25 protein-coding genes are annotated in these 20,107 nt (G+C 64.9%); 13 read left to right on the forward strand and 12 right to left on the reverse strand.

From position 1 onward, the window contains the following. Positions 1-199: 199 nt before the first annotated feature. The 4 genes from RAD04_RS37825 to RAD04_RS37840 are packed head-to-tail and all read right to left on the reverse strand — an operon-like array spanning position 200 to position 3,932. Complete coding sequence (locus RAD04_RS37825) at positions 200-511, reverse strand: response regulator transcription factor (RefSeq protein ID WP_461627852.1); 312 nt, start codon at positions 509-511, stop codon at positions 200-202. 51 nt (positions 512-562) lie between these two features. After that, positions 563-1,786 carry an ABC transporter permease gene (locus RAD04_RS37830; protein WP_018320679.1) on the reverse strand — a complete coding sequence of 408 codons (1,224 nt, stop codon included), beginning with the start codon at positions 1,784-1,786 and terminating at the stop codon, positions 563-565. Then, positions 1,783-2,508, reverse strand: coding sequence for an ABC transporter ATP-binding protein (locus RAD04_RS37835; protein ID WP_461627853.1), 726 nt, complete (start codon positions 2,506-2,508; stop codon positions 1,783-1,785). Before RAD04_RS37835 ends, RAD04_RS37830 begins: the two co-directional genes overlap by 4 nt. Further along, the gene (locus RAD04_RS37840) at positions 2,505-3,932 is read right to left on the reverse strand and encodes an efflux RND transporter periplasmic adaptor subunit (RefSeq protein ID WP_461627854.1); all 1,428 of its coding nucleotides are present in this window, start codon (positions 3,930-3,932) and stop codon (positions 2,505-2,507) included. The genes RAD04_RS37835 and RAD04_RS37840 overlap by 4 nt, the downstream gene beginning before the upstream one ends. Before the next feature lie 615 nt (positions 3,933-4,547). Between RAD04_RS37840 and RAD04_RS37845 the strand changes: the two genes are divergently transcribed. From RAD04_RS37845 to RAD04_RS37870, 6 genes are all read left to right on the forward strand, one after another. Further along, complete coding sequence (locus tag RAD04_RS37845) at positions 4,548-5,195, forward strand: response regulator transcription factor (protein ID WP_461627855.1); 648 nt, start codon at positions 4,548-4,550, stop codon at positions 5,193-5,195. 178 nt (positions 5,196-5,373) lie between these two features. Continuing rightward, positions 5,374-5,775, forward strand: coding sequence for a curlin subunit CsgB (locus RAD04_RS37850; protein ID WP_461621800.1), 402 nt, complete (start codon positions 5,374-5,376; stop codon positions 5,773-5,775). 122 nt (positions 5,776-5,897) lie between these two features. Beyond that, positions 5,898-6,290: a curlin gene (locus RAD04_RS37855; RefSeq protein ID WP_461627856.1), complete on the forward strand. Its 393-nt coding sequence runs from the start codon at positions 5,898-5,900 to the stop codon at positions 6,288-6,290. A 26-nt stretch (positions 6,291-6,316) separates the two neighbouring features. After that, positions 6,317-6,727 (forward strand): curlin, encoded by a 411-nt coding sequence (locus tag RAD04_RS37860; protein ID WP_461627857.1) that lies wholly within the window; start codon positions 6,317-6,319, stop codon positions 6,725-6,727. A 69-nt stretch (positions 6,728-6,796) separates the two neighbouring features. Continuing rightward, positions 6,797-7,228, forward strand: coding sequence for a curlin (locus RAD04_RS37865; protein WP_461627879.1), 432 nt, complete (start codon positions 6,797-6,799; stop codon positions 7,226-7,228). A 29-nt stretch (positions 7,229-7,257) separates the two neighbouring features. Next, positions 7,258-7,551: a hypothetical protein gene (locus RAD04_RS37870; RefSeq protein ID WP_461627858.1), complete on the forward strand. Its 294-nt coding sequence runs from the start codon at positions 7,258-7,260 to the stop codon at positions 7,549-7,551. A 53-nt stretch (positions 7,552-7,604) separates the two neighbouring features. Here RAD04_RS37870 and RAD04_RS37875 read toward each other — a convergent pair whose 3' ends face one another. Continuing rightward, positions 7,605-7,886, reverse strand: coding sequence for a hypothetical protein (locus RAD04_RS37875; protein ID WP_461621803.1), 282 nt, complete (start codon positions 7,884-7,886; stop codon positions 7,605-7,607). A 287-nt stretch (positions 7,887-8,173) separates the two neighbouring features. Between RAD04_RS37875 and RAD04_RS37880 the strand changes: the two genes are divergently transcribed. After that, a complete protein-coding gene (locus RAD04_RS37880; RefSeq protein ID WP_201759649.1) occupies positions 8,174-8,620 on the forward strand; it encodes a hypothetical protein in 447 nt (148 codons plus the stop codon). Positions 8,621-8,623: 3 nt separating this feature from the next. On the opposite strand, the gene RAD04_RS37885 is transcribed toward RAD04_RS37880, so the two are convergent. Continuing rightward, positions 8,624-9,466 carry a GNAT family N-acetyltransferase gene (locus tag RAD04_RS37885; RefSeq protein WP_461627859.1) on the reverse strand — a complete coding sequence of 281 codons (843 nt, stop codon included), beginning with the start codon at positions 9,464-9,466 and terminating at the stop codon, positions 8,624-8,626. A 115-nt stretch (positions 9,467-9,581) separates the two neighbouring features. Between RAD04_RS37885 and RAD04_RS37890 the strand changes: the two genes are divergently transcribed. Together RAD04_RS37890 and RAD04_RS37895 are read left to right on the forward strand one after the other, a co-directional pair. Beyond that, positions 9,582-10,286 (forward strand): SDR family oxidoreductase, encoded by a 705-nt coding sequence (locus RAD04_RS37890; RefSeq protein ID WP_018320668.1) that lies wholly within the window; start codon positions 9,582-9,584, stop codon positions 10,284-10,286. A gap of 275 nt (positions 10,287-10,561) precedes the next feature. After that, positions 10,562-11,386 (forward strand): outer membrane protein, encoded by an 825-nt coding sequence (locus RAD04_RS37895; RefSeq protein WP_183234582.1) that lies wholly within the window; start codon positions 10,562-10,564, stop codon positions 11,384-11,386. A 62-nt stretch (positions 11,387-11,448) separates the two neighbouring features. On the opposite strand, the gene RAD04_RS37900 is transcribed toward RAD04_RS37895, so the two are convergent. Continuing rightward, positions 11,449-12,510 carry a serine hydrolase gene (locus tag RAD04_RS37900; protein WP_461627860.1) on the reverse strand — a complete coding sequence of 354 codons (1,062 nt, stop codon included), beginning with the start codon at positions 12,508-12,510 and terminating at the stop codon, positions 11,449-11,451. A gap of 286 nt (positions 12,511-12,796) precedes the next feature. Between RAD04_RS37900 and RAD04_RS37905 the strand changes: the two genes are divergently transcribed. Continuing rightward, on the forward strand, positions 12,797-13,186 hold the full coding sequence (locus RAD04_RS37905) for an ArsR/SmtB family transcription factor (protein WP_461627861.1): 390 nt from the start codon (positions 12,797-12,799) through the stop codon (positions 13,184-13,186). Beyond that, positions 13,186-13,677 carry an SRPBCC family protein gene (locus RAD04_RS37910; protein WP_018320665.1) on the forward strand — a complete coding sequence of 164 codons (492 nt, stop codon included), beginning with the start codon at positions 13,186-13,188 and terminating at the stop codon, positions 13,675-13,677. Before RAD04_RS37905 ends, RAD04_RS37910 begins: the two co-directional genes overlap by 1 nt. A 160-nt stretch (positions 13,678-13,837) precedes the next feature. Here the strand turns inward: RAD04_RS37910 and RAD04_RS37915 are convergent, their stop codons facing one another. Continuing rightward, entirely contained in the window at positions 13,838-14,167 is a 330-nt protein-coding gene (locus RAD04_RS37915) for a hypothetical protein (RefSeq protein WP_461627862.1), read from the reverse strand. A 237-nt stretch (positions 14,168-14,404) separates the two neighbouring features. Between RAD04_RS37915 and RAD04_RS37920 the strand changes: the two genes are divergently transcribed. Next, complete coding sequence (locus RAD04_RS37920; RefSeq protein ID WP_461627880.1) at positions 14,405-14,671, forward strand: hypothetical protein; 267 nt, start codon at positions 14,405-14,407, stop codon at positions 14,669-14,671. 26 nt (positions 14,672-14,697) lie between these two features. Here the strand turns inward: RAD04_RS37920 and RAD04_RS37925 are convergent, their stop codons facing one another. The 4 genes from RAD04_RS37925 to RAD04_RS37940 are packed head-to-tail and all read right to left on the reverse strand — an operon-like array spanning position 14,698 to position 19,049. Next, positions 14,698-15,918, reverse strand: coding sequence for an ABC transporter substrate-binding protein (locus RAD04_RS37925; protein ID WP_461627863.1), 1,221 nt, complete (start codon positions 15,916-15,918; stop codon positions 14,698-14,700). A gap of 19 nt (positions 15,919-15,937) precedes the next feature. Next, positions 15,938-16,924 carry a Bug family tripartite tricarboxylate transporter substrate binding protein gene (locus tag RAD04_RS37930; RefSeq protein ID WP_461627864.1) on the reverse strand — a complete coding sequence of 329 codons (987 nt, stop codon included), beginning with the start codon at positions 16,922-16,924 and terminating at the stop codon, positions 15,938-15,940. A gap of 42 nt (positions 16,925-16,966) precedes the next feature. Continuing rightward, entirely contained in the window at positions 16,967-18,163 is a 1,197-nt protein-coding gene (locus RAD04_RS37935; RefSeq protein WP_461627865.1) for a CaiB/BaiF CoA transferase family protein, read from the reverse strand. Between the two features lies 1 nt (position 18,164). Continuing rightward, on the reverse strand, positions 18,165-19,049 hold the full coding sequence (locus RAD04_RS37940; RefSeq protein WP_461627866.1) for an IclR family transcriptional regulator: 885 nt from the start codon (positions 19,047-19,049) through the stop codon (positions 18,165-18,167). A gap of 213 nt (positions 19,050-19,262) precedes the next feature. On the opposite strand from RAD04_RS37940, the gene RAD04_RS37945 reads away from it, so the two are divergent. Continuing rightward, the gene (locus RAD04_RS37945; RefSeq protein ID WP_461627867.1) at positions 19,263-20,105 is read left to right on the forward strand and encodes a hypothetical protein; all 843 of its coding nucleotides are present in this window, start codon (positions 19,263-19,265) and stop codon (positions 20,103-20,105) included. Positions 20,106-20,107: the final 2 nt, after the last annotated feature.

The following is a 20,107-nucleotide window of genomic DNA, read 5'->3' on the forward strand; positions in this document are numbered from 1 at the left end:
GCCGATGTGACCCACGTCCACCGCCGCCCGGCCCGCGTTCGTGACGATCGCGATACGCCCCTCTTCGTTGGGCCGGGTTGCCGCGACACATACGTCGTTTCCGAATTTCGGTAAAGTGGAATATTTTCGCCGCGGTGCGTTGACCCATTGCTGGCGTGTTTTGCCTGACTGGCAACGCAAGGGATTGTGGCCGGGACGTTCAATCCGTCGCGGTCTGCACCCGTGGTGCAGGGGCTTGCGCGGGCTTTGTTGCCGTCGGAGGATGGTCGACCCTGGCGAGATCGCGGCGTAGCGAGGATGGCGCTGCGTGCAGGGTAAACACGATCGCGATCTGCGTTCGGTTCGAAAGCCGGTATTTGCGCATGATGTTGCCGATATGCGCCCGCACCGTATTCTCTGAGATCTTGAGCTCGTAGGCGATATTCTTGTTCTGCATTCCCCGTGCGATCAACATCATCAGCTCGCGCTCGCGCGGCGTCGGTGTAATCGAGTCCTGCGGATCTCTGCTCATGGCTCGTTGCTCCCTGGACTGCGGGTTGATGTGGCCACTCCCAGCATGTTGTCACTCCGTCTTGAGCGCCTCGATCGGGCTGAGCTTGGACGCCTTGTGCGCGGGATAAAAACCGAAGATGAGGCCGGTCGCGATCGAGAAGGCGAGGGCAAGGCCGATCGCCTGGCCGTCGATCGAGGTGACCCATCCGGCCATACGGGCCACCGTCATCGAGAGTGTGACGCCGCCGGCGACGCCGATGGCTCCGCCGAGCAGGCAGAGCACGAGCGCCTCGCAGAGGAACTGCAGCCGGATGTCCCGCATCCGCCCGCCCAGCGCGCGGCGGATGCCGATCTCCCGCGTGCGCTCGGTGACCGACACGATCATGACATTCATGATGCTGATGCCGCCAACGAGCAGCGAGACCGAGGCGATGGCGACGAGCAGGAGCGCGACGGTGCGGATCGCTCCCTGCTGCGCTTCCATGGCGGCGGCTGGATCCTGGACCTTGAAATCGTCCTCCTGGCCGGCAGGGACACGGTGGCGCTGCCGCAACAAATTCTCGATCTCCGATCGCGCCCCCGCCATCTGTCCGTCGCCGGCCACCTTGGCGATGATGTAGGCAACCGAATCCCGATTGATGTTGCTGGCACTGCCGAGGAAGCGCAGCTTGGCGGTGGCGAGCGGCACGAAGGCGACGTCGTCCTGTGCGGGTCCCTTGCGATCGAGAACGCCGACCACCTCTAGCGGGACCTTCATGATCCGGATCTGCGCACCGATGGGGTCGTCGCCGGGAGCGAACAGCTCGCGTGCGACGGTGCTGCCGAGGATCACGACCTTGCCGGCTCCGGCCTCTTCGGTGCCTGAAAAATACCGGCCGGTCGCGAGCTGCCAGTCGCGCACCATGAAATGCCCGGTCGTCGTGCCGTTGATCGTCGTATTCCAGTTCTTGCCCTCGTGGATGACTTGCGCCGTTCCGGCGATCGAGCCGGCCGCGGCCTGGACTTCCGGAATCTGCTCGAGGATGGCCTGCACGTCACTCTCCGTCATCGTCAGCTTGCTGCCGTCCTTGAGACGCACGCCGCCCTGGTAGACCGCGCCGGGGGTGATCATCAGCACGTTGGCGCCGATCGAGCGGATCTGTTCCTGCAGGCGCAGCTGCGCGCCGGAACCGATCGCAAACACCGTGACGATGGAGGCGACGCCGATCACGATGCCGAGCATGGTGAGGAAGCTGCGCAGCGGATTGAGCCTGAGGGCGTGCAGGGCGATCTGGAATCCCTGAAGCATCGTCATGGCGCAGCGCTCCGTTTCGGCAGGGCCGGAGCCCGTGTCTCGTCAGCGACGAGCTCGCCGTCATGCAGGTGGATCGTGCGGCGGCACTGCGCCGCGATGCTGGGATCATGCGTGATCATCACGATGGTCTGGCCGGTCCGGTTGAGCGCGGCGAACAGCGCCAGGATCTCGGCGCCGGTACGGCTGTCGAGCGCGCCGGTCGGCTCGTCGGCGAGCACGATCAGCGGGGAGGCGATCAGGGCGCGCGCGATCGCGACGCGCTGCTGCTCGCCGCCGGAGAGCTGCCGCGGAAAATGATGGGCCCGGTGCAGCATGCCGACGGCCTGAAGGCTCGCTTCCGCGCGCGCCAGGCGTTCCCGGCGACCGATGCCGCAATAGACCAGCGGCAGCGCGACGTTCTCGATCGCATCGTGACGCGCGAGCAGATTGTAGGACTGGAACACGAAGCCGATGCTCCGGGCGCGCAGGGACGACCGGCGATCCTCCGAGAGATCGGCGACATCGGCCCCTTCGAGATAGACCGCGCCCTCGCTCGGCAGGTCGAGTAGCCCGATCATGTTCATCAGCGTCGACTTGCCGGAGCCGGACGGACCCATCACGGCGACGATCTCGCCTTGCGCGATGTCGAAGCTGACATTGCGGACGGCGGTGACCGCGACCCCGTCGGTGCGATAGGTCCTGCCGACCGACTGGAGGCTGATGAGCGGCGGGGAGGCGGTCATGATCCGAACCTGATTCCGAGAAATTCCATGCCCGCCGGACGGATGGCCTGGCCGACGGCAACCTGGCTGCCCTCGTCGAGATCTCCGCTCTTGAGGGCGACCTGTTCGGTGCCGGCCGCGCCGACCGTCACGGCGATGCGCTGGAGCGAGCCGCTTGCGGTGCGCACCCACACCCCGCTGCGTGCGGCAGGATCCTGCCGTGTGCCGGAGGGCTGGAAGCGCAATGCGGCGAGCGGCACCTTCAGAACGTCGTCCTGCCGCTCGATCACGATCTTCACCAGAGCCGTCATTCCAGGGAGTAGCGCGCCGTCGAGATTGGAGGTCGCCAGGACCACGGTGTAGGTGACGACGTGCTGCTGGGTCTGCGGCGCCTTGCGCACCTGCCGCACCACCGCCTCGAAGCGGCGGTCGGGGTAGGCATCCACCGTGAAGTGGGCGCGCTGGCCGGGGGCGATGCGGCCGATATCGGCTTCGTCGACCTGCGCGTGAATCTCCATGTCCTCCAGGCGGTGGGCGACCACGAAGGTGGTGCGCGATTCCAGTCCGACCGCGAGCGTCTGGCCCTCGTTGACGAACCTGCCGACGACGACGCCGTTGATCGGCGAGCGGATCACGGTGCGGTCGAGATCGGCCTGGGCCGCGGCGAGAACGGCTGCCTTCTCCGGCACCGCCATGCGCGCCTGTTGCAGCTCCGCCTCGATCCTGCGGACGTCGGCCTGTGCCCCCTCCACCGAATAGGAGTTGAGGGACATCAGGATCTCGGCCTCGCGCTCCTGGGCGAGGCGTGCGGTGAACTCGGTTTGGGCGTCGTCGACCGTCGTCGTCGCCACCACGTTCTGCGACTGCAGCGCCAGCTTCCGTTGCAAGGTCTTCTGCGCCGAGGTCTTGACCGCCTGGGCGCTCTCGAGCTTGGCGGCGAGCACGTCGCGGCTGCCTCTGGCGTTTTGCAGGTCGATCCGGGCGCGATCCAGCTTGGCCCTGGCGATGTCGACGAGCGAATTGGAGACGGCAAGGGCGGCCCTGGCTTCGTCGACCTTGGCTGCAAAGCTGCGCGGATCGATCAAGGCGAGCGGCTGATCCTTGGTGACGGTGTCGTTGAAATCGACATAGACCCGGGCGAGCTGTCCGGACAGCTGGGAACCGACCTCGATCGTCTTGACCGGCTGCAGGGCACCGGTGACCGTGACGGTCTGCTCGATGCTGCCGCGCTGGATCGACGCGTAGCGGAACACGGGCGAATCGGATCCGAATGTCGGAGCTTCGCGTCCGGTGGGGACGAGCAGGCGCCTGGTCGATTCCAAGGCGTGCGCCGCCTTGTCCGCAGCCCTCCCGGCCGCGCCGGTGATGACGGCCGGCCCCACGGTGGTGACTACGGCGAGGCTGCATGCAGTTCCGAGCAAGGCAATTGCTGGCACAAATCGCATATCAATACCCGCCTGGCTGAAATGGCTTCGTTACGTCAGGAAAAAATGGCAAGCTCGCTATGGTTGTAAATTATCTAAGGTAGTATCGATCGTCAGTATGTCGTTCTCGTCGGGGCGACGGTCGGGTGCGCCTCATGATCCAGAAGTAAAGGCGCGGGGTGCGACTTTTCGTGATTTGCTGGAGATGCATACGAAGCGTATCGATATGACGCGCGCGGTATCGAACTCGATTAGCTGACTGAACGTCTCGTCTGCTCCGGCCGAAAGCGGCCGGCGCCCGGCGTTCGACTCGGCACATGAGTGGCGATGCCATGATGCAGTTGGCAATACCGCGATCACGCGACCGGACTCCACGACACCGGCTTGCCGCATTCTCGGTATCGCACTCCGCCGCGATGCGGACGGAGGCGCGCTCAATTCCCTCCGATCACGAAGCTCGATATGTGAACGCCTTCACTCGTCACGAGCGAATGTTGGCTCTAAGACGTCGAACCGGTGGACCGATGCGCTTCGCCCGGCCCCCGCGAATTCACCCAAGCACCTTGTCTGCGCTTGCAAGAAGAATGGATGGCTCGATGCCTGCTCATCGAGATCCAAGCCGGGGAGTCCGTTGCAATGGTTTCAGGTCAAGCCATAGTTTATGTCGTTGACGACGAGATTCAGATTCGAACCGCGATCGGAAATCTCTGCGAGGAGACCGGACACCAGGTGAAGTTGTTCGCCTCGACGGAAGAGTTCCTCGCGGAGAGTATTTCGCTCGGGCCGTCGTGCCTCGTGCTCGACGTCCGCTTTCCCGGGACGTCGCCGACCGGCCTCGAGCTTCAGCGCCGGCTCGCCGAGACTGGCGTGCCGATTCCGATCGTCTTCATCAGCGGCCATTCCGACGTCCGCGTCTCGGTCGAGGCCATGAAGCGCGGCGCGGTCGAGTTTCTGCCAAAACCGTTTCGCGAGCAGGAGATCCTCGATGCGATCAGGCATGGCATCGAGCGCGACCGCAGGCGGCTGGAACGCGAGGATATCGTGCGTGAAGCCCGTCAGCGCGTCGAGACGCTGACGGCGAGAGAGCGCGAGATCATGCTGCTGATGGCGGAAGGGCTGGTGGCCAAGCAGATCGCGGCGAGGCTCGGTGTGAGCGAAGTGACGGCGAAGGTCCATCGCGCCAGGATGATGCGAAAGCTGGAGCTGCGTACGCCGATCGAAGTGGTGCGGTTGATCGACAGCATGGGGCGCGAAGCCGAGACGATTCGCGCCGGCGCGGGATAACAGCTGTTTCTGCGCTTCGATGTGCCGACATCTCGCGCAACGTCTAGTCCGTACCGATTAGCATGAACTGCAGTCTGTCGCGCAGGCCACGATCGGTTCACAGTATCCCTACGATGTCGGCCTCTTCCAAGACGGCATCCATACTCAGTCAGACAACTTGGTCAGAAAGGGATACTCCATGCGTAAATTGTTTTTTGCTTCCGTTGCATTGTTCGCCCTGTCCTCCGCGGCGCAGGCCGCCAACACCTCGACCACGGTGCAAGTCGGCGTCGTGAACGGCTCGTCCGTCACGCAGAACGGCCTCACCAACGACAGCTCGTCGACCAGCCAGCTCGGCATCGTGAACACTGCGTCCACGATGCAGGGGACCGGCGCTGCCTCGCTCAACAACGGCAGCACGGTGAACCAGGTCGGCGTGCAGAACTCGGCGACCACCGGCCAGGTGGCGTTCGGCAACAACACCAGCGCGATCACCCAGAACTCGTTCGGCCCCCCCGCGCTGCAGAACAACTCCGCCGGCGTCGGCCAGCTCAGCGTGTTCGGCGTCAACGGCAGCACCGTCTCGCAGACGGCGCACTGACACACAGCCCCGTTTGGCCGGACGCATCCAGTTGCGGTTGCGTCCGCGCCATTCTCGAATGCACCGCAATCCGGCCGGCCGATCAATTGCGATGGCTCGCCTATTGTCGCGGAGGAAATGACATGCGGATCACCTATTTCATTGCAACGGTCGTGGGGCTCGGTGCGCTGACGGCCGCCGACGCAAACGCCGGCAACACCGCCAGCGTGCTGCAATTCGGAGCGACCAACACTTCGTTCATTTCGCAGAGCGGCGGCACCAGCAACAACGCCACGACGATGCAGTTCGGCGCCACCAATACGGCGACCACCTTGCAGACAGGCTCGCTCCTGACCGTCAACAATTCGGTGATCGGGCAAGGTGGCACGACCGCGACAGCGTCCAACACCGCGCTGGCCGGCCAGGTCGGCGGCTTCAATTCGAGTCTGATCGGCCAGATCGGTGCGAACAACACGGCCGGAGTTGGTCAGCTCGGAATCCTGAACGGCTCGACGATTATCCAGCAGGCTCCGTGAGCAGACCCGAAGCGATGAGGCATGTCATGAAACATCATTTGGGATGCGCGGGCGCCGTCTTGCTCGCTCTGTGCTCGGTGGGCACCGGATCAGCCGGTGCCCAGACCGCCGACATCAAGACCATCGTCTCTGTCGGAGGGCCACCGGTGGTACTGAACCAGAACAGTCAGCTCAACATGGCGGGCGTGTTCATGATCGGCGGCAGTACCAGCGCGACTGTGACGCAGAACGGCACCAATAATGCCACGGGCGTCCTGCAATTCGGCGGAACGAATTCCGCATCGATCGGGCAGGCCGGAACGAACAATCTCGCGTTCGTCGGTCAGACCGGCCAGTCGGCGACGAGCCTGATATCGCAGCTCGGCACGATGAATGCGGGCACGGTGGCGCAATTCGGCGCGATCAACGCCTCGACGATCGTCCAGACCGGCCCGTAAGGCGCGAGCGAACGCGCCGGTGTCGAGAACGGGGGAAGCGCGATGCGATGCGGACAGATCTTGAGGCACGTGTTGGCCGTGGCGGCGATGCTCGCCGCCATCGGCACGGCGACGCAGGCGAGCGCCGGGTCGGTCCAGCGCAGCGTGACCAATCGGAACGTGAGCATCGAAACGGTCGTGCAGTTCGGCAACGATGTTCAGCCCGTGACGATCGAGGAGAACAGCCGCATCAATATCGCGCGGGTGATCCAGATCGGCGGCACCGGGACGGTGGATGCGACCATCATCCAGAACGGCACGCGCAACTATGCCAATGTGATCCAGGTGGGCGGCACCACCAATGCGATCATCGGTCAATCCGGTGCGAGCAACACCGCCGAGATCACCCAGATCGGAAATTCCACCAACGCGCTCCTGCTCCAGATCGGAGACATGAATACGGGAGCGGTTAGGCAGTTCGGGCGTTTCAACTGGCTGGCGATCTTTCAGTTCAGCCGATGATGCAGTTCAGCCGATGATGGAGGTGTGACATGAGATTGCTCCTGCTCGCATCCGGAATAGGACTCATGAGCGTGGTCGCGACGGCGCCGGCCGGCGCCGGCGACGGTCACACCACGGTGGTCCAGGACGAGAACGGCACCTCGGTGATCACGCAGAGCGGCGATCCCGCGCAGGCCGAGGTCAAAATCGAGAAGGAGCCCGGGCGCACGACGGTGTACCGGCGCAGCGGCGGCAACACCGCCATCGTGACACAGGGCACCGGCAACGCGCAGGAAAACATACAGGACATGCTCGATTGGCTGCGCAAGCAGCAGGGCCGCTGACGCACGAAGGCCCACCGTCCGCGAAAGGACGGCGGGCCTCGCCGTGAGTGGCCTTACCAGCGATAGCCGCCGGTCAGCGTGCCGTTGTTGTTGCCGTCAGGGCCGACGTCGCCCTGCGTCGAGCTCGGGGTTGGATGGTTGGTGCCGTTGAGCGCGCCATAGGGCCCCGCGACATCAGGATAATACGCGCGCGGCTGAACCGGCTCGTAGGAGGGCGCGGTGCGGTCCCACCCCACGCGCGGCCCGTTCCAATCATAGCCCTGTGCCGAGGCAGCCGCAGTGCCGGCGACGAGTGATGCCGTGATCAGGCACAGGAGTTTTGACTTGTTCTGCATTGGAGATGCTCCTTGCTTGTGTCGGGGGCCAACGGTTGCACTGCGGGAGCGTTCCGGGATGCGCTTGTCGGGAGCAATCAACTCCGATCAACTGGTTATGAAGCGAAGGCCGCGGAACGAAGTGCCTGAAATGAGCCGGGAATTCCGGGCGTCTTGCCGCACCTGTTCCCCGGTTAAGCCCGTGCCTTAACCAATAATTAATTATACGTTTGCGGGTGGGCGACAGCCCGGCCTAGCGTAGCAGCGGGGAGCCGCTATCGCTTAAGCCAAACGAGTTGGTGCGTATCATGATGTCCAGATCCCATGCGGCGCTATTCGCCTCGCTCAGCGCAGCCGCGCTGCTCCTTAGCCCCAGCGACAGTTTTGCCAGACCCGGCGGCGCCGCGCCGCATGGGGTGACCGCTGCGCCTTCCGGTGCCATGGCGCGTGCGCCGATGGGGCCGGGAGCCCGGTTCCACCGGCGGAATAACCCCTTCGTGTACTGGCCGGGCGGCGGCGGGTTCTTCTACGACGGCGCCGGCTACAGCCAGCCCTTCGGCGATGCCGGGCAGCCGGTCTCCACCGACGTGCGCTACACCTACACTTATGATGTCCCGTGGGACTGGTCGCATCGCTTCCCGCCGAACGTGGTGCCGTCCGACCGGCCCTATGTGCCGAGCTGCCCGACGGAGCAGGTGACGGTGCCCGGCCGCGGCGGCAGCGAGCACACCGTCAACATCACGCGCTGCTACTGAGTTTTAGCCAAGCTCGAAGCTGGTCACGCCGAAGACGCGGTCGATGCGCAGCGGCGGGATCGCTCCCGTGTACATCCGCGCCGTCTCGAACACCGGCTTGAGCCCGAGTGCTTCCGCGAGCGCGATCGCCTCGCGATTGACGGCGGGAACGTCGAGGAAGATCTCGCCGACATCGGCGCTCGCAAGCAAAGCCTGCACGACCGCCTCCGCCGCCGCGCGGTCGTCGGCAACGAGCGGGCCGATCTTGCAGCCGGTCCGGCAGGGCCGGATCACGCCCCATGCGGCGAGCTTGCCGTCCCGCACGAGGGCGCGGCCGACATGGCCTGATGTATCGATCCAGGCGCGCAGGAAGGCGCTGCGCCGGGCGGGGAATACGGTGGCGTCGTCGGCCTCCACAAGCGCAAACGGAATCGTGTTCAGCGCAACCACGTCAGTGGGCGGCCTCGAGCGCGCGGTGACGATGCCGCCATAGCGGATATTGGCATAGGCCAGCTGGAAGCCGGATTTCCTGTAATTGTCCTGCTGCGCGACGACGCCGTCGAGCCCGATCACGCGCGCGCCCGCATGCGCGATCGCCGCGTTCCAGATACGCAGGCCATGGCCCGCGCCGCGAAAACTATCGCGCACGATGTAGAAGCCGAGGAAGGCGAAGCGGTCGTCGTAATTGACGCAGGAGACGGTCGCCACCGGCTCGCCATCGATCTCGCCGACGAAGAAACCTTGCGCGTCGGGAACCGCAAAGCAGGCGGCATCGCGGTGGCCCGGATTCCAGCCCTCGGCCGCGGCCCAGTCGATGGCGAGGGAGATCTCCTCGGGGCGCAGATTGCGGATCAGCAAATCACTCATCTCGGGTTGCTCATGATGGATGCCTTCGACCATGGACCTGCCGACAGGTCTGGCTGTAGAAGGCCTCATGATAGGCCGAGCCTGCGGCTCGCCTCAACTGAAGGGATGATCGGTCATGGCAGCAGAGAAGGTTGCGCTCGTTACCGCCGGCGGCAGCGGCATGGGGGCAGGGGCTGCGCGGCGGCTGGCGGCGGACGGGTTTCGCGTCGCGATCCTGTCGTCCTCCGGCAAGGGCGAGGCGCTGGCGGCCGAGCTCGGCGGGCTCGGCGTCACCGGCTCCAACAAGGAGAATGACGATCTGAAGCGCCTCGTCGACGGCGCCATGGCGAAGTGGGGACGCATCGACGTGCTCGTCAACAGCGCCGGCCACGGGCCGCGCGCGCCGATCACGGAGATCACCGACGAGCAGTGGCACACCGGCCTCGACACTTATCTCTTGAACGTGATCCGTCCGACCCGGCTGGTGACGCCGATCATGCAGGCGCAAAAGGGTGGCGCCATCATCAACATCTCGACGGCCTGGGCGTTCGAGCCCAGCGCGATGTTCCCGACCTCGGCGGTGTTCCGCGCGGGCCTTGCCGCCTTCACCAAGATTTTCACCGACACCCATGCGGCCGACAACATCCGCATGAACAACGTCCTGCCGGGTTGGATCGACAGCCTGCCGCAGCTGGACGCGCGCCGCGACAGCGTGCCGATGAAGCGCTACGGCAAGGTCGAGGAGATCGCGGCGACGGTCTCGTTCCTGGCCTCCGACGGCGCAGCTTACATCACCGGCCAGAACATCCGCGTCGATGGCGGGCTGACGCGCTCGGTCTGAAGCGCACAGTCTCGAATCGCGCTTCTGGCAGCCTTGTCGTGACGCGACACGGGCCTTGCGTCGCGCGCCGCTGATGATGGACGAGGCGTGGCTCGCCGGCCACACCCGTCATCCGTTCGCACGATCTGAGGCGCACACTACGTCACAGTCCTTGCGAACTGCGCCGCAGCCCAAGACGAGCAGCGGCGCCGGCCCTATGCCCTAACTGCGCCGGTTGCCTTTTACCCGCGCGCATTCGAAACGCGAGGTCAATCGCGTGGGGCAAGGAGACTGGAATGAACAAGTTTTTGCTGGCGATCGCTTCTGTTGTCTTGGGTACCGCATCCGTTCAGGCAGCCGACCTCGCGGCGCATTACACCAAGGCGCCGGTGATGGCGCCAGTCTATAACTGGACCGGCTTCTACGTCGGCGGCAATGTCGGCGGGCAGTGGGGCAGCGCGAACCCCGCCACCACCACGCTGTTTCCGGTGGCCGCCTATTTCGCGGATTCGAGCGTGACCGCCATCGGGACGGTCGGCGCCCAACACATCAACAGCTCCGGTGTGACCGGCGGCTTCACCGCCGGCTACAACTGGCAGGTCAACAACGCCGTGCTCGGCCTCGAGGGTGACATCAACTATTTCGGCTTCAAGGGCAGCGCGAGCAGCACGGCCGTGTATCCCTGCTGCGCGCCGACCACCTTCACCGTCAATTCGTCGGTCTCGGCCGATTGGCTCGCCACCATTCGCGGCCGCATCGGCTTCCTCGCGACGCCGAGCTGGCTGATTTACGCCACCGGCGGCGCCGCCATCGCCGAGGTGAAGGGCAATTTCAGCTTCACCGACACCTTTGCTGGCGCGACCGAGTCCGGAGCGATCCGCGACACCCGCGTCGGCTGGACAGCAGGCGTCGGCGGTGAGTACGCCGTGGGCAACGGCTGGTCGCTGAAGGCCGAATATCTTTACGTCGATCTTGGCCGCAGCAGCATGACCAGCAACAATTTCAACGTCGGTGTGCCGTTGCCGGCCCAGACCTTCACTCATTCGGTCGATCTCAAGTCGAACATCGTGCGCGTCGGCGTGAACTACAAGTTCGGCGGACCGGTCGTCGCCAGATACTGAGCATCCCGTTTCGATCCTGACGTGGAAAGCCCCGGCCTGGCCGGGGCTTTCTGTTGTGACGCTCAGCCTGCGTGCGATGGCAGCAGATGCGCCAGCGCGGGCAGGATCTTGTAGCGCGCGATCTCGTGCGGATACTCGCCGCGGTTGGCGAGCAGGACGATGGCGATCCGTCGCGACGGAACGAGGCCGATATAGCCGGACGCATTGTTGAGGCCGCCGGGCTTGTCGACGACGGTGACGCCCGGCAGACGCACGGTCTCCCAGGCCATGCCCTGTCCGAACTTGTCGTCGACGCGGAAGACCTCACGCTGCGTCATCCGCAGCGCCTCGCGCAAATGCGGATCGATCGCCCGGCCGTCGACGCAGGCCGCTGCGAAGGTGGCAAGATCCCGGGCGGAGGAGAACATCTGGCCGGTGCCGGGAAAGTCAAAATAGCTCTGCTGGTCGCCGATTGGGCCGATCGCCGTGCCCTGGTCGGAATAGCCCTGGACCACGCGCTGCATCCAGGCCCCGTCCATGACGGCGCGATTGTCCGCGCCGCGCTCGGGGATGAAGCTGGCGTCCATGGCGAGGGGGCGGAGAATGCGGTGCTGGATCAACGCGCCGATCGGCAGGCCGTAGCAGCGCTCGAGCACGAGCTGAAGCAGCACGTAGCCGGCATGGGTGTAGATGCGCTGCCGGCCGGGTGCGACCCCGGGCGCCGGCGCGAAGGCGTTCAGCATGGCGATGAACTGCTCGCGCGTGAACTGATCGTTCGGCCAGGGCGGATGGTCGGTCGGCAGCAACAGCCCCGAGGTGTGCGTGACCAGCTCGCCGACGCTGACGCGGCGGATGTAATCGCCGTCGAGCTCGGGAAGATATTTTGGGACGCGGTCGTCGAGCCGCAGCTCGCCGCGGAGCGTACCGAGAGCGACCAGCGTCGCTTCGAACGGTTTTCTTACAGACGCGAGGTTGAACAGGGTGTCCGGCGTCACCTTCCGTTTGGCGGCATCATCGGCAAGACCGTAGTTGAAGAACTCGACATGGCGTCCGGCATAGAGGGCGGCGGCAAGGCCGCCCGCATGGTCGGGCGTTACGGTCGGCGCCAGCTCGCTCGCGACGATGTCGCGCATCTGCGCGATCATGTCGGAATCCGCCAAGGCGCGGGGCGGCCGGCCCAGCCCGATCGCGAGGGGAACAAGCGCGGCCCGGGCGAGCGCCCGCCGGGTGAACGATGATGATGTGGCAACAGACGGCACGTGCCCTGACGACGATGCAATGGTGCCCCCGGTCTCATTTAGCGGCAAGCGCCCTGGGGCCCAATTCACGATTGCGCGTTTCAGGTTCCGCTTCGCGGCGTGCGAATCAAATTACTTAGCCTTAGAGCTAACAATCATTGACATTGGATTGTCCGCCTCTATAGTTAGCTTCATGGCTAACCAATCGTCCCGCCTCGATCAGGTCTTCGCAGCGCTCGCCGATCCCACCAGACGGGCGATCGTGATGCGACTGTGCGCCGGCGAGGCCTCCGTCGGCGAGCTCGCCGATCCCTTCGCCATGGCGCTGCCGAGCTTGATGAAACACATCCACGTGCTTGAGACGAGCGGGCTCGTGCTGTCGGAGAAATCCGGCCGCGTGCGCACCTGCCGTCTCAGCCCGGATGCGCTGCTCGGTGCGGAGGACTGGTTCCAGCAGCAGCGCGCGATCTGGGAGGCGCGGCTCGACCGGTTCGAAGCCTACGTGATGAAGCTCAAGAAAGAGAAGGAGAAGGCGGTCGCCAAGCGGCCGTCCCGAACAACCAAACGGAAAGGTACTGAGTGATGACGAATTCTGCCAATCCCGCTCTGTCGCAATGGTCGCTCGATCGTGAGATCGTGATGTCGCGCGTGATCGACGCGCCGCGCGATCTGGTGTTCGAGGCGTGGTCCGACCCCAAGCATCTGCCGCAATGGTTCGGGCCGAAGGGGTTCAAGGTCGAGACCTTCGAGATCGACGTACGCGTCGGCGGCGTCTGGCGCTTCAACATGATCGGCCCCGACGGCACGGTCTATCCGAACCGCATGCGCTTCCGCCGCATCGAGCGGCCGCAGCTGATGGAGATGGATCACGGCGTCGACCAGGACGAGGATCCCGGCATGTTCCGCTTCACCGTCACCTTTGCCGAGCAGAGCAATGGCAAGACCGTGCTGATGATGCGCCAGCTGGCCTCGAGCACCGCGCAGCGCGATGGCATGATCGGCTTCGGCGCCGTCGAATATGGCTACCAGACGCTGGACAAGCTCGCGGCCTATGTGGCGGGCATGAAGCGATGAAGACAAAGCAGTCCCGGCGAAGGATTCGCCGGGACCGCTTTCGTACACCTCGAAGGATCGGTTTCCGAAGAGGGCGATCAACGAGGCGACTGAAGCGCGATGAGATCAGGATGAATCGTCATCGCGCTTTATTTATCCGCACACTTTTCCGGATCATGCTCTAGCGGCGCGGTGCGGTGCCGCTCGTCGGCGGAGTGGTCTCGTTGCGCATGCCTGGAGCGCTGGACGCGCCCTGTCCGCCACGTTGCGTATGGGTGATTCCGCCACTGCCGCCGCCGGAGCCGTCTCCAGCGCTTCCGCTTCCTCCGCCAGCGCCGCTGCCGCCTGCACCTGCTCCCGCACCCGCCCCACCGGCGCCTGCACCGCCCGCACCGGCTCCGCCGCCCGCGCCGCCACCAGCACCACCACCGGCGCCTTGAGCGAAGGCTGCGCCGACGGAAGCGCCGGCGAGCATTGCCACTGTGAAGATCGTCAGCATTGTCTTACGCATGTTGTGACTCCTTGAGGTTCAAGCCGGACCAATCACGCGCGCGGCCAACCGTTCCTACGCAAGGCGTTGCGGGTGCATCGAACTGGAGGCCTACGACCCAGCGTCGGAATGTGTCTGCCAGCGGAAGTGCATTTCGTTCCAGGGACCGGAACATCCATCGGGGACTCATGCAGCCCATGATAGGGGCAAGTCGGAAGGGGCCACAGGAACGATCGCTGTCCTGCGGCTTTGCCGGTGATGACGCACATTATCTTCAGCGACTACCGCAACCCCGCCGCCGAGCAGGCCTATGAGATTGCCTGGAACTTTCTCACGCGGACGGGCGCCATCGGCGACGAGTTCGCGGCCTGCGTGTTCCTGGCACAGCGCATCACCATGATGGTCGAGGAGGGGCAGACGAACCGGATCCGGATGGCTAATCGCGCGATCTCCGAATATCAGCGTCATGTCGATCAACGCGACGATGTCATCCGCAGCGGCGGCCGCCTCGCGGGAGGGCAATGAGCGCCGGCACCGCGTCTCTCGCCGCCTCACTCTTTCGCTTCGTCCGTCACGATGTCGCCGAGCTTCTGCCAGCGCTGGCCATCGAACTGCACCATCTGGAACTGCTTGTTGACGCGATAGTCGATCGGCGAGGTCGTGACCGAGATTCCCGGTAGCGTCAGGTCGAGCTCGACGTTCTTGAGGCTGGCGGCCTGCCGCATCACGTTGTCGCGAGTGAGGTCGTCGCCGCATTGCTTCAGCACCTGAACCAGCAGCTGGGCCGTGATGTACCCATAGACGTTCAGGTTCGAATCCTTGTCGCCGTCGGGATAGTATTTCGCCATGAAGGCGAGGTAGCGCTTCATGCCGGGATCGTCCTTCCATTCGGGATCGGCGGCATCCTTGACGTAACCGACGCTGACGACGCCCTTGGAATTGTCCAGCCCTGCCGGCTTCAGCACGGCGCTGAGCGAGGAGGCGTTGATGTCGATGATGTGCAGCGGCTTCCAGCCGATCTCGGCGACCTTCTTGATGGCCTGCGCCGCCTGTTTCGGCGTGGTGGCGCTGAACAGCACGTCGGCGCCGGCATCCTTCAGCCGCAGGATCTGCGAGTCGATCGTCGGCTCGGTGATCTCATAGGATGTCTCGGCCACGATCATCTTCACCTTGTCGCCGAGGCCGGCCTTGAGGCCGGCGAGATAATCCTTGCCGAGGTCGTCGTTCTGGTAGAGCACGCCGATCTTCGCGTTCGGGTGGTTCTTCAGCAAATATTGCGCGTAAATGCGGCCCTCGACGAGATAGGAGGGGTTGAAGCCCATGGTCCAGGGAAAGTTCTTGGGATCGGTGAAGCGCGCGGCGCCGGTCGCGGCAAACAGCTGAGGGATTTTCTTGGCGTTGAGATATTTCTGCACGGCGACGTTCGGCGCGGTGCCGATGATCTGGAACGTCAGCAGCACCTCGTCGCTTTCGACCAGCCTGCGGGTCTGCTCCACGGTCTTCGGCGGCGAATAGGCATCGTCATACTGGATCAGCTCGATCTTGCGGCCGTTCACGCCGCCCTGGTCGTTGATCATCTTCATATAGGCGGCCTGGGTCTTGCCGATCACGGCATAGGCCGAGGCCGGGCCGCTGAGCGGCACGGTCTGACCGACCTTGATCGCCGTGTCGGACGCGCCGGCATCGTATTTCTTCTGCGCCTGCGCTGCCGCGCCCGACAGCGAGAGGAGCAGTGCGGAGGCCGCGATGTGTTTGAGCAGAGTGCTTGTCATGTCCGGTCCTTCCCGATGGTCATTCGCCCTTGAGACCGGCGTCGCGGATCAGCTTGGTCCATTTCTGGGTCTCGGCGTCGATGAACTGGCCGAACTCGGCCGCAGTGCCGGCGCGCACTTCGAGGCCCTGGGCGGTCAGCTTGTCCTTGATCCCGGGTTCGGCGAGTGCGCGCAGGACTTCGGCCTGAAACTTGTCGACGATCGCGCGCGGCGTCGTGGCGGGCGCCATGAAGCCGTACCAGCCGGCGGCGGCCACGTTGGGAAAACCCTGCTCGCGCAGTGTCGGCGCCTGCGGGTCGAGCGCTCTACGCTCAGGCGAGGCGACGCCGAGCACCATGAACTTGCCGCTCTGGATGTAGGGCAGGGCGGTCGGCAGCGCCGTCAGCGTGGCATCGACGCGGCCGGCGAGCAGCTCGGTGTAGGAGGCGGCATCGCCCCGGAACGGAATGTTCAGGCCTTTGACGCCGGCGTCGCGAAACAGGAGCTCACCGGCGAGGTGCGGCTGCGAGCCGGCGCCGGGAGAGGCGAAGGTCAGCCCGTCCGGTTTTGATTTGCCGTAGGCGATCAGTTCGGGGAGCGTCTTGAACGGCGCGTCGGCGCTGATGATGAGGAACAGCGGCGCGACCACGACCATCGCGACCGGCTGCAGATCCTTGCGGTCATAGGTCAACTTGCCGAACAGCGCCTCGGCGGTCGCGTAGGGGGCCGCTACATAGAGAAGGGTGTAGCCGTCGCCCGGGGCATGGGCGACCATGTCATTGGCGATGCGGGTGCCGGCACCGGGCTTGTTCTCGACGATGAACTGCTGACGGAGACTGCGGCCGAACTCTTCGGCGAGCAGTCGCAACGAGATGTCGTTGGAGCCACCGGGCCCGTAGGGCGAGATCAGCCGCACCATGCGCGAGGGCCATGCATCCTCGGCCTGTACCGTCGGGCCTGAGCCGGCGGCGAGCCCGCCTGCGAGCGTGCCCAGCAGGGTTCGGCGTGTGACCTTGAATGATGTCACTGTTGTCTTCCTCCCTTTTTATTGTTGGTCTTCTTGTTAATTTCAGATCACCTTTCGCGCGGTGAGCCTTTCGATCTCCTGGTCCGAAAGGCCGAGCCAATTTCGAAACACCTCGTCATTGTCCTCGCCGACGTCGCCGGCGGCGTGACGCAATCGCGCGGGATCATTGGTGAAACGCGGAACGACATTGGTCATGGCGACCGTGCCGAAATCCTTGTCGGCAACGCGGGTGATCACCTCGCGCGCCCTCACTTGCGGGTCGTCGGCGATCTGGTCGATCGAATAGATCGGGGCGAGCGTTCCCTGCGCGGCATTGAATTTCGCGAGGACCTCGTCGAGGGGATGGGCGGCACACCAGCCGGCGAAGATGTCGTTGAGCTCGGCGGCGTACTGGACGCGCCGGTCGTTGCTGGCGAAGCGCGGATCGGCGATCAGGTCGGGGCGTTCGATCGCCCGGCAGTTCGCCGCAAACAGGGCGTTGGTCGAACCTGCCAGCGTCACCCAATGATCGTCGCTGGTGCGAAACACGGCGGCCGGCGCCGAATAGCCGTTGGAATTGCCGATGCGGCTGCGAACGGTGCCGAGCTGGTCGTGCTCGATGGCGAGGACGTCGAGCAGGCGGAAGGTTGCCTCAGTCAGCGAAAGATCGATCTCCTCGCCGGGCGCATTCGGGTCGCGGGCCCGTTTCCATAGCGCCGCGAGCACGCCGACGGCGCCGAACAGGCCGCCGATCGAATCCCCGATCGGGTATCCCGGATGGGTCGGCTCGCCGTCGCTCTCGCCCGTGATGTAGGTGAGCCCGCCCATGGCCTCGAAGATGCGGGCAAAGCCGGGTCGCTCGCGATAAGGTCCATCCTGCCCGAAGGCGGTGGCGCGCAGGATCACGAGGCGCGGCTGGATCGACCACAGCACCTCCTTAGGCAAGCCCCATCGATCGAGCGTTCCCGGACGGAAATTCTCGATCAGCACGTCGAAGCGCGGAAGCAGCTGCTTGAACAGCGCAAGCCCTTCCCCCGTGCGCAGATCGAGCGTGGCAAACTTCTTGTTGCGGTTGGCGGCCTTCCACCATAGCGGCTTGCCGTCCTTGAACGGCGGAAACGACCGCACGCCGTCACCGTTCCCGGGCATCTCGATCTTGAGGACCTCGGCGCCGTAGTCGGCCAGCAGCGTGGCGGCGAACGGCGCTGCAATGATCGTCGCGATGTCGAGAACCTTCAGTCCCTCGAGCGGTCCAGCCATGTCATTTTCCGACGCTCGTGATCTTCTTGGTCTTGCGCGGCGGCGCGAGCTCTGCCTGCCCGACGATGGCGCGGATGCTGTCGGCGAGCGCTGCGATGCGCGGACCGATCTCGCCCTCCAGCTGGCCCGGCTGGAGGCGGAACGCCGGGATGCCGCAATTGATCGAGAACGACTGCCTCGATTCGCCCGCGTGAAACAGCGGCGCGGCGACGGCATGGATGGAGGCCATGTACTCGCCCCAGCAGGTGCAGAAGCCGCGGCTTTTGCATTGCGCGATCCCGGCCCGGTATTTGTCGCGGAAGGCCGACCACAGCTCGGGGTCTTCAGCGCCGATGTTCCGCTCGAGCCGGTCTGCATCGGCCGGCGGCAAGGTCGCCGCCGCGGCGCGTCCCATGGCGGTCATCACCACGGGAATCGGCATGCCGATGTCGGGCGCGTGCGGTCCGACATCGCCGGAGCGCGCGGTCTCGACATAGATCATCGACGTCGCATCGAGCAGGCCGATCGAGACCGTGCCGCGGACGCTGAGCGCCAGCTCCTGCATCATGGGCCGCGCCATCTGGCGGAATTGCATTCCGGCAAGCAGAGGATGCGCGATCCGCAGTGCCCGCGCAGCGACGCGGTACTTGGCGCGCTCGGCGTCGTAGCGGAGGTAGCCGAGCTCGGCCAGCGTGTGGGTCAGCCGCGCCACCGTCGGGCGCGGAATGCCGGTCAGCGCCGACAGCTCCATGTTGCCCAGCAGCGTGCTCCCGGCCTTGAACGCCTCGAGCACGACGAGTCCCTTTGCCAGTGTCGTCGCGAAGGCGGCGTCATCGACACTCTCCGCCAGCACTGCGGCGGCGGAGGAGATCGGATGTCGGGGTTTGGATGAGTCTCTCAGGGCCATCCCCGAATATCAGACGGCCAAATCGCTTCTGTCCAATAGATTCGGCAAGGATGGGCAAATTGTCCGATATGTGGACACCGATATCGCGTCGACGTTTTCGTGAAAGGACGCGCCGGACCGGGCCGCACACACAGATTTTTGTCGTGATTGCATGTCGTGTTGTGACAGGATTATTACGACGACATGTCAGATCGATAATTTGCGGAGCGGTTCATGTTGCAGTGGCAGGCGCGGTCAAATCCCCTCGCGTGGTGGTGGGGATCCCTCACGCTCGTGAGCGGCGCCAATATCCTGGTGTGGTTCATGCTCTACCGCGAATTCTACCCGACGCCTGCGGGCAGCCTCAGTGGCGGCTCGGACATCGGGCTGATGTTGCTGCTGTGCGCCGGCTATGTGTTCGGCTGCGCGTTCCGCTCGTTCCTGCCGCGCGCCGACGTGCAGCGCATCTGCCTGTTCGACACCTGGCTCTCGAGCGTCGTCGTCGGCCGCACCGTCGCGACCGTGGCCGAGCTCTGCTTCGTCGCGCAATGGGCCATCATCCTGCATCAGCTCGGCCAAATGACGGGCGCCGAGACCGCGGTGAACATCGCGCTCGTGATCGTGCCGATCATCATCATCGCGGAGTGCTTCTCCTGGTACGCGGTGGTGACGACCAACTTCCTCTACAACGCGATCGAGAACTCGCTGTGGGCGGTGACCTTCTTCCTGGCCGGCATCGCGCTGTGCCGGCTGATGCCGGAATTCCAGGGCGTGGTGCGCTGGGCGTTGATGTCAGGCATCGTCGGCATCGCCTGCTTCCTCGCCTTCCTCGTCACCGTCGACGTGCCGATGTATCTCAGCCGCTGGCGGGCCGGGCACGCCGAGGGCGGCAGGTTCTTAGGCTTCCTCGAAGGCCTGCATGACGTCTCGACGCGCTGGGTGGTGACCCACGACATCGCTCATTGGAAGGGCGAGCTGACCTGGATGTTCCTGTATTTCAGCGCCGCGGTGTGGTCGAGCCTGGCGCTTTGCGCGCTCTATGCGATGGAAGGCTGTCTGGCGCGCTATCTGGCCTGAGC

It is taken from the genome of Bradyrhizobium sp. 25ACV (genome assembly GCF_054863005.1).

Excerpts from the sequence above, each read along its gene's own strand:
- RAD04_RS37845 (WP_461627855.1), top strand. The coding sequence starts at position 4,548 with ATGGTTTCAGGTCAAGCCATAGTTTATGTCGTTGACGACGAGATTCAG.
- RAD04_RS37835 (WP_461627853.1), bottom strand. The coding sequence starts at position 2,508 with ATGACCGCCTCCCCGCCGCTCATCAGCCTCCAGTCGGTCGGCAGGACC.
- RAD04_RS37840 (WP_461627854.1), bottom strand. The coding sequence starts at position 3,932 with ATGCGATTTGTGCCAGCAATTGCCTTGCTCGGAACTGCATGCAGCCTC.
- RAD04_RS37945 (WP_461627867.1), top strand. The coding sequence starts at position 19,263 with ATGTTGCAGTGGCAGGCGCGGTCAAATCCCCTCGCGTGGTGGTGGGGA.
- RAD04_RS37895 (WP_183234582.1), top strand. The coding sequence starts at position 10,562 with ATGAACAAGTTTTTGCTGGCGATCGCTTCTGTTGTCTTGGGTACCGCA.
- RAD04_RS37910 (WP_018320665.1), top strand. The coding sequence starts at position 13,186 with ATGACGAATTCTGCCAATCCCGCTCTGTCGCAATGGTCGCTCGATCGT.
- RAD04_RS37830 (WP_018320679.1), bottom strand. The coding sequence starts at position 1,786 with ATGACGATGCTTCAGGGATTCCAGATCGCCCTGCACGCCCTCAGGCTC.
- RAD04_RS37885 (WP_461627859.1), bottom strand. The coding sequence starts at position 9,466 with ATGAGTGATTTGCTGATCCGCAATCTGCGCCCCGAGGAGATCTCCCTC.
- RAD04_RS37855 (WP_461627856.1), top strand. The coding sequence starts at position 5,898 with ATGCGGATCACCTATTTCATTGCAACGGTCGTGGGGCTCGGTGCGCTG.
- RAD04_RS37900 (WP_461627860.1), bottom strand. The coding sequence starts at position 12,510 with ATGATCGCGCAGATGCGCGACATCGTCGCGAGCGAGCTGGCGCCGACC.
- RAD04_RS37905 (WP_461627861.1), top strand. The coding sequence starts at position 12,797 with ATGGCTAACCAATCGTCCCGCCTCGATCAGGTCTTCGCAGCGCTCGCC.
- RAD04_RS37915 (WP_461627862.1), bottom strand. The coding sequence starts at position 14,167 with ATGCGTAAGACAATGCTGACGATCTTCACAGTGGCAATGCTCGCCGGC.
- RAD04_RS37935 (WP_461627865.1), bottom strand. The coding sequence starts at position 18,163 with ATGGCTGGACCGCTCGAGGGACTGAAGGTTCTCGACATCGCGACGATC.
- RAD04_RS37890 (WP_018320668.1), top strand. The coding sequence starts at position 9,582 with ATGGCAGCAGAGAAGGTTGCGCTCGTTACCGCCGGCGGCAGCGGCATG.
- RAD04_RS37860 (WP_461627857.1), top strand. The coding sequence starts at position 6,317 with ATGAAACATCATTTGGGATGCGCGGGCGCCGTCTTGCTCGCTCTGTGC.
- RAD04_RS37870 (WP_461627858.1), top strand. The coding sequence starts at position 7,258 with ATGAGATTGCTCCTGCTCGCATCCGGAATAGGACTCATGAGCGTGGTC.
- RAD04_RS37825 (WP_461627852.1), bottom strand. The coding sequence starts at position 511 with ATGAGCAGAGATCCGCAGGACTCGATTACACCGACGCCGCGCGAGCGC.
- RAD04_RS37940 (WP_461627866.1), bottom strand. The coding sequence starts at position 19,049 with ATGGCCCTGAGAGACTCATCCAAACCCCGACATCCGATCTCCTCCGCC.
- RAD04_RS37875 (WP_461621803.1), bottom strand. The coding sequence starts at position 7,886 with ATGCAGAACAAGTCAAAACTCCTGTGCCTGATCACGGCATCACTCGTC.
- RAD04_RS37920 (WP_461627880.1), top strand. The coding sequence starts at position 14,405 with ATGACGCACATTATCTTCAGCGACTACCGCAACCCCGCCGCCGAGCAG.
- RAD04_RS37925 (WP_461627863.1), bottom strand. The coding sequence starts at position 15,918 with ATGACAAGCACTCTGCTCAAACACATCGCGGCCTCCGCACTGCTCCTC.
- RAD04_RS37880 (WP_201759649.1), top strand. The coding sequence starts at position 8,174 with ATGATGTCCAGATCCCATGCGGCGCTATTCGCCTCGCTCAGCGCAGCC.
- RAD04_RS37850 (WP_461621800.1), top strand. The coding sequence starts at position 5,374 with ATGCGTAAATTGTTTTTTGCTTCCGTTGCATTGTTCGCCCTGTCCTCC.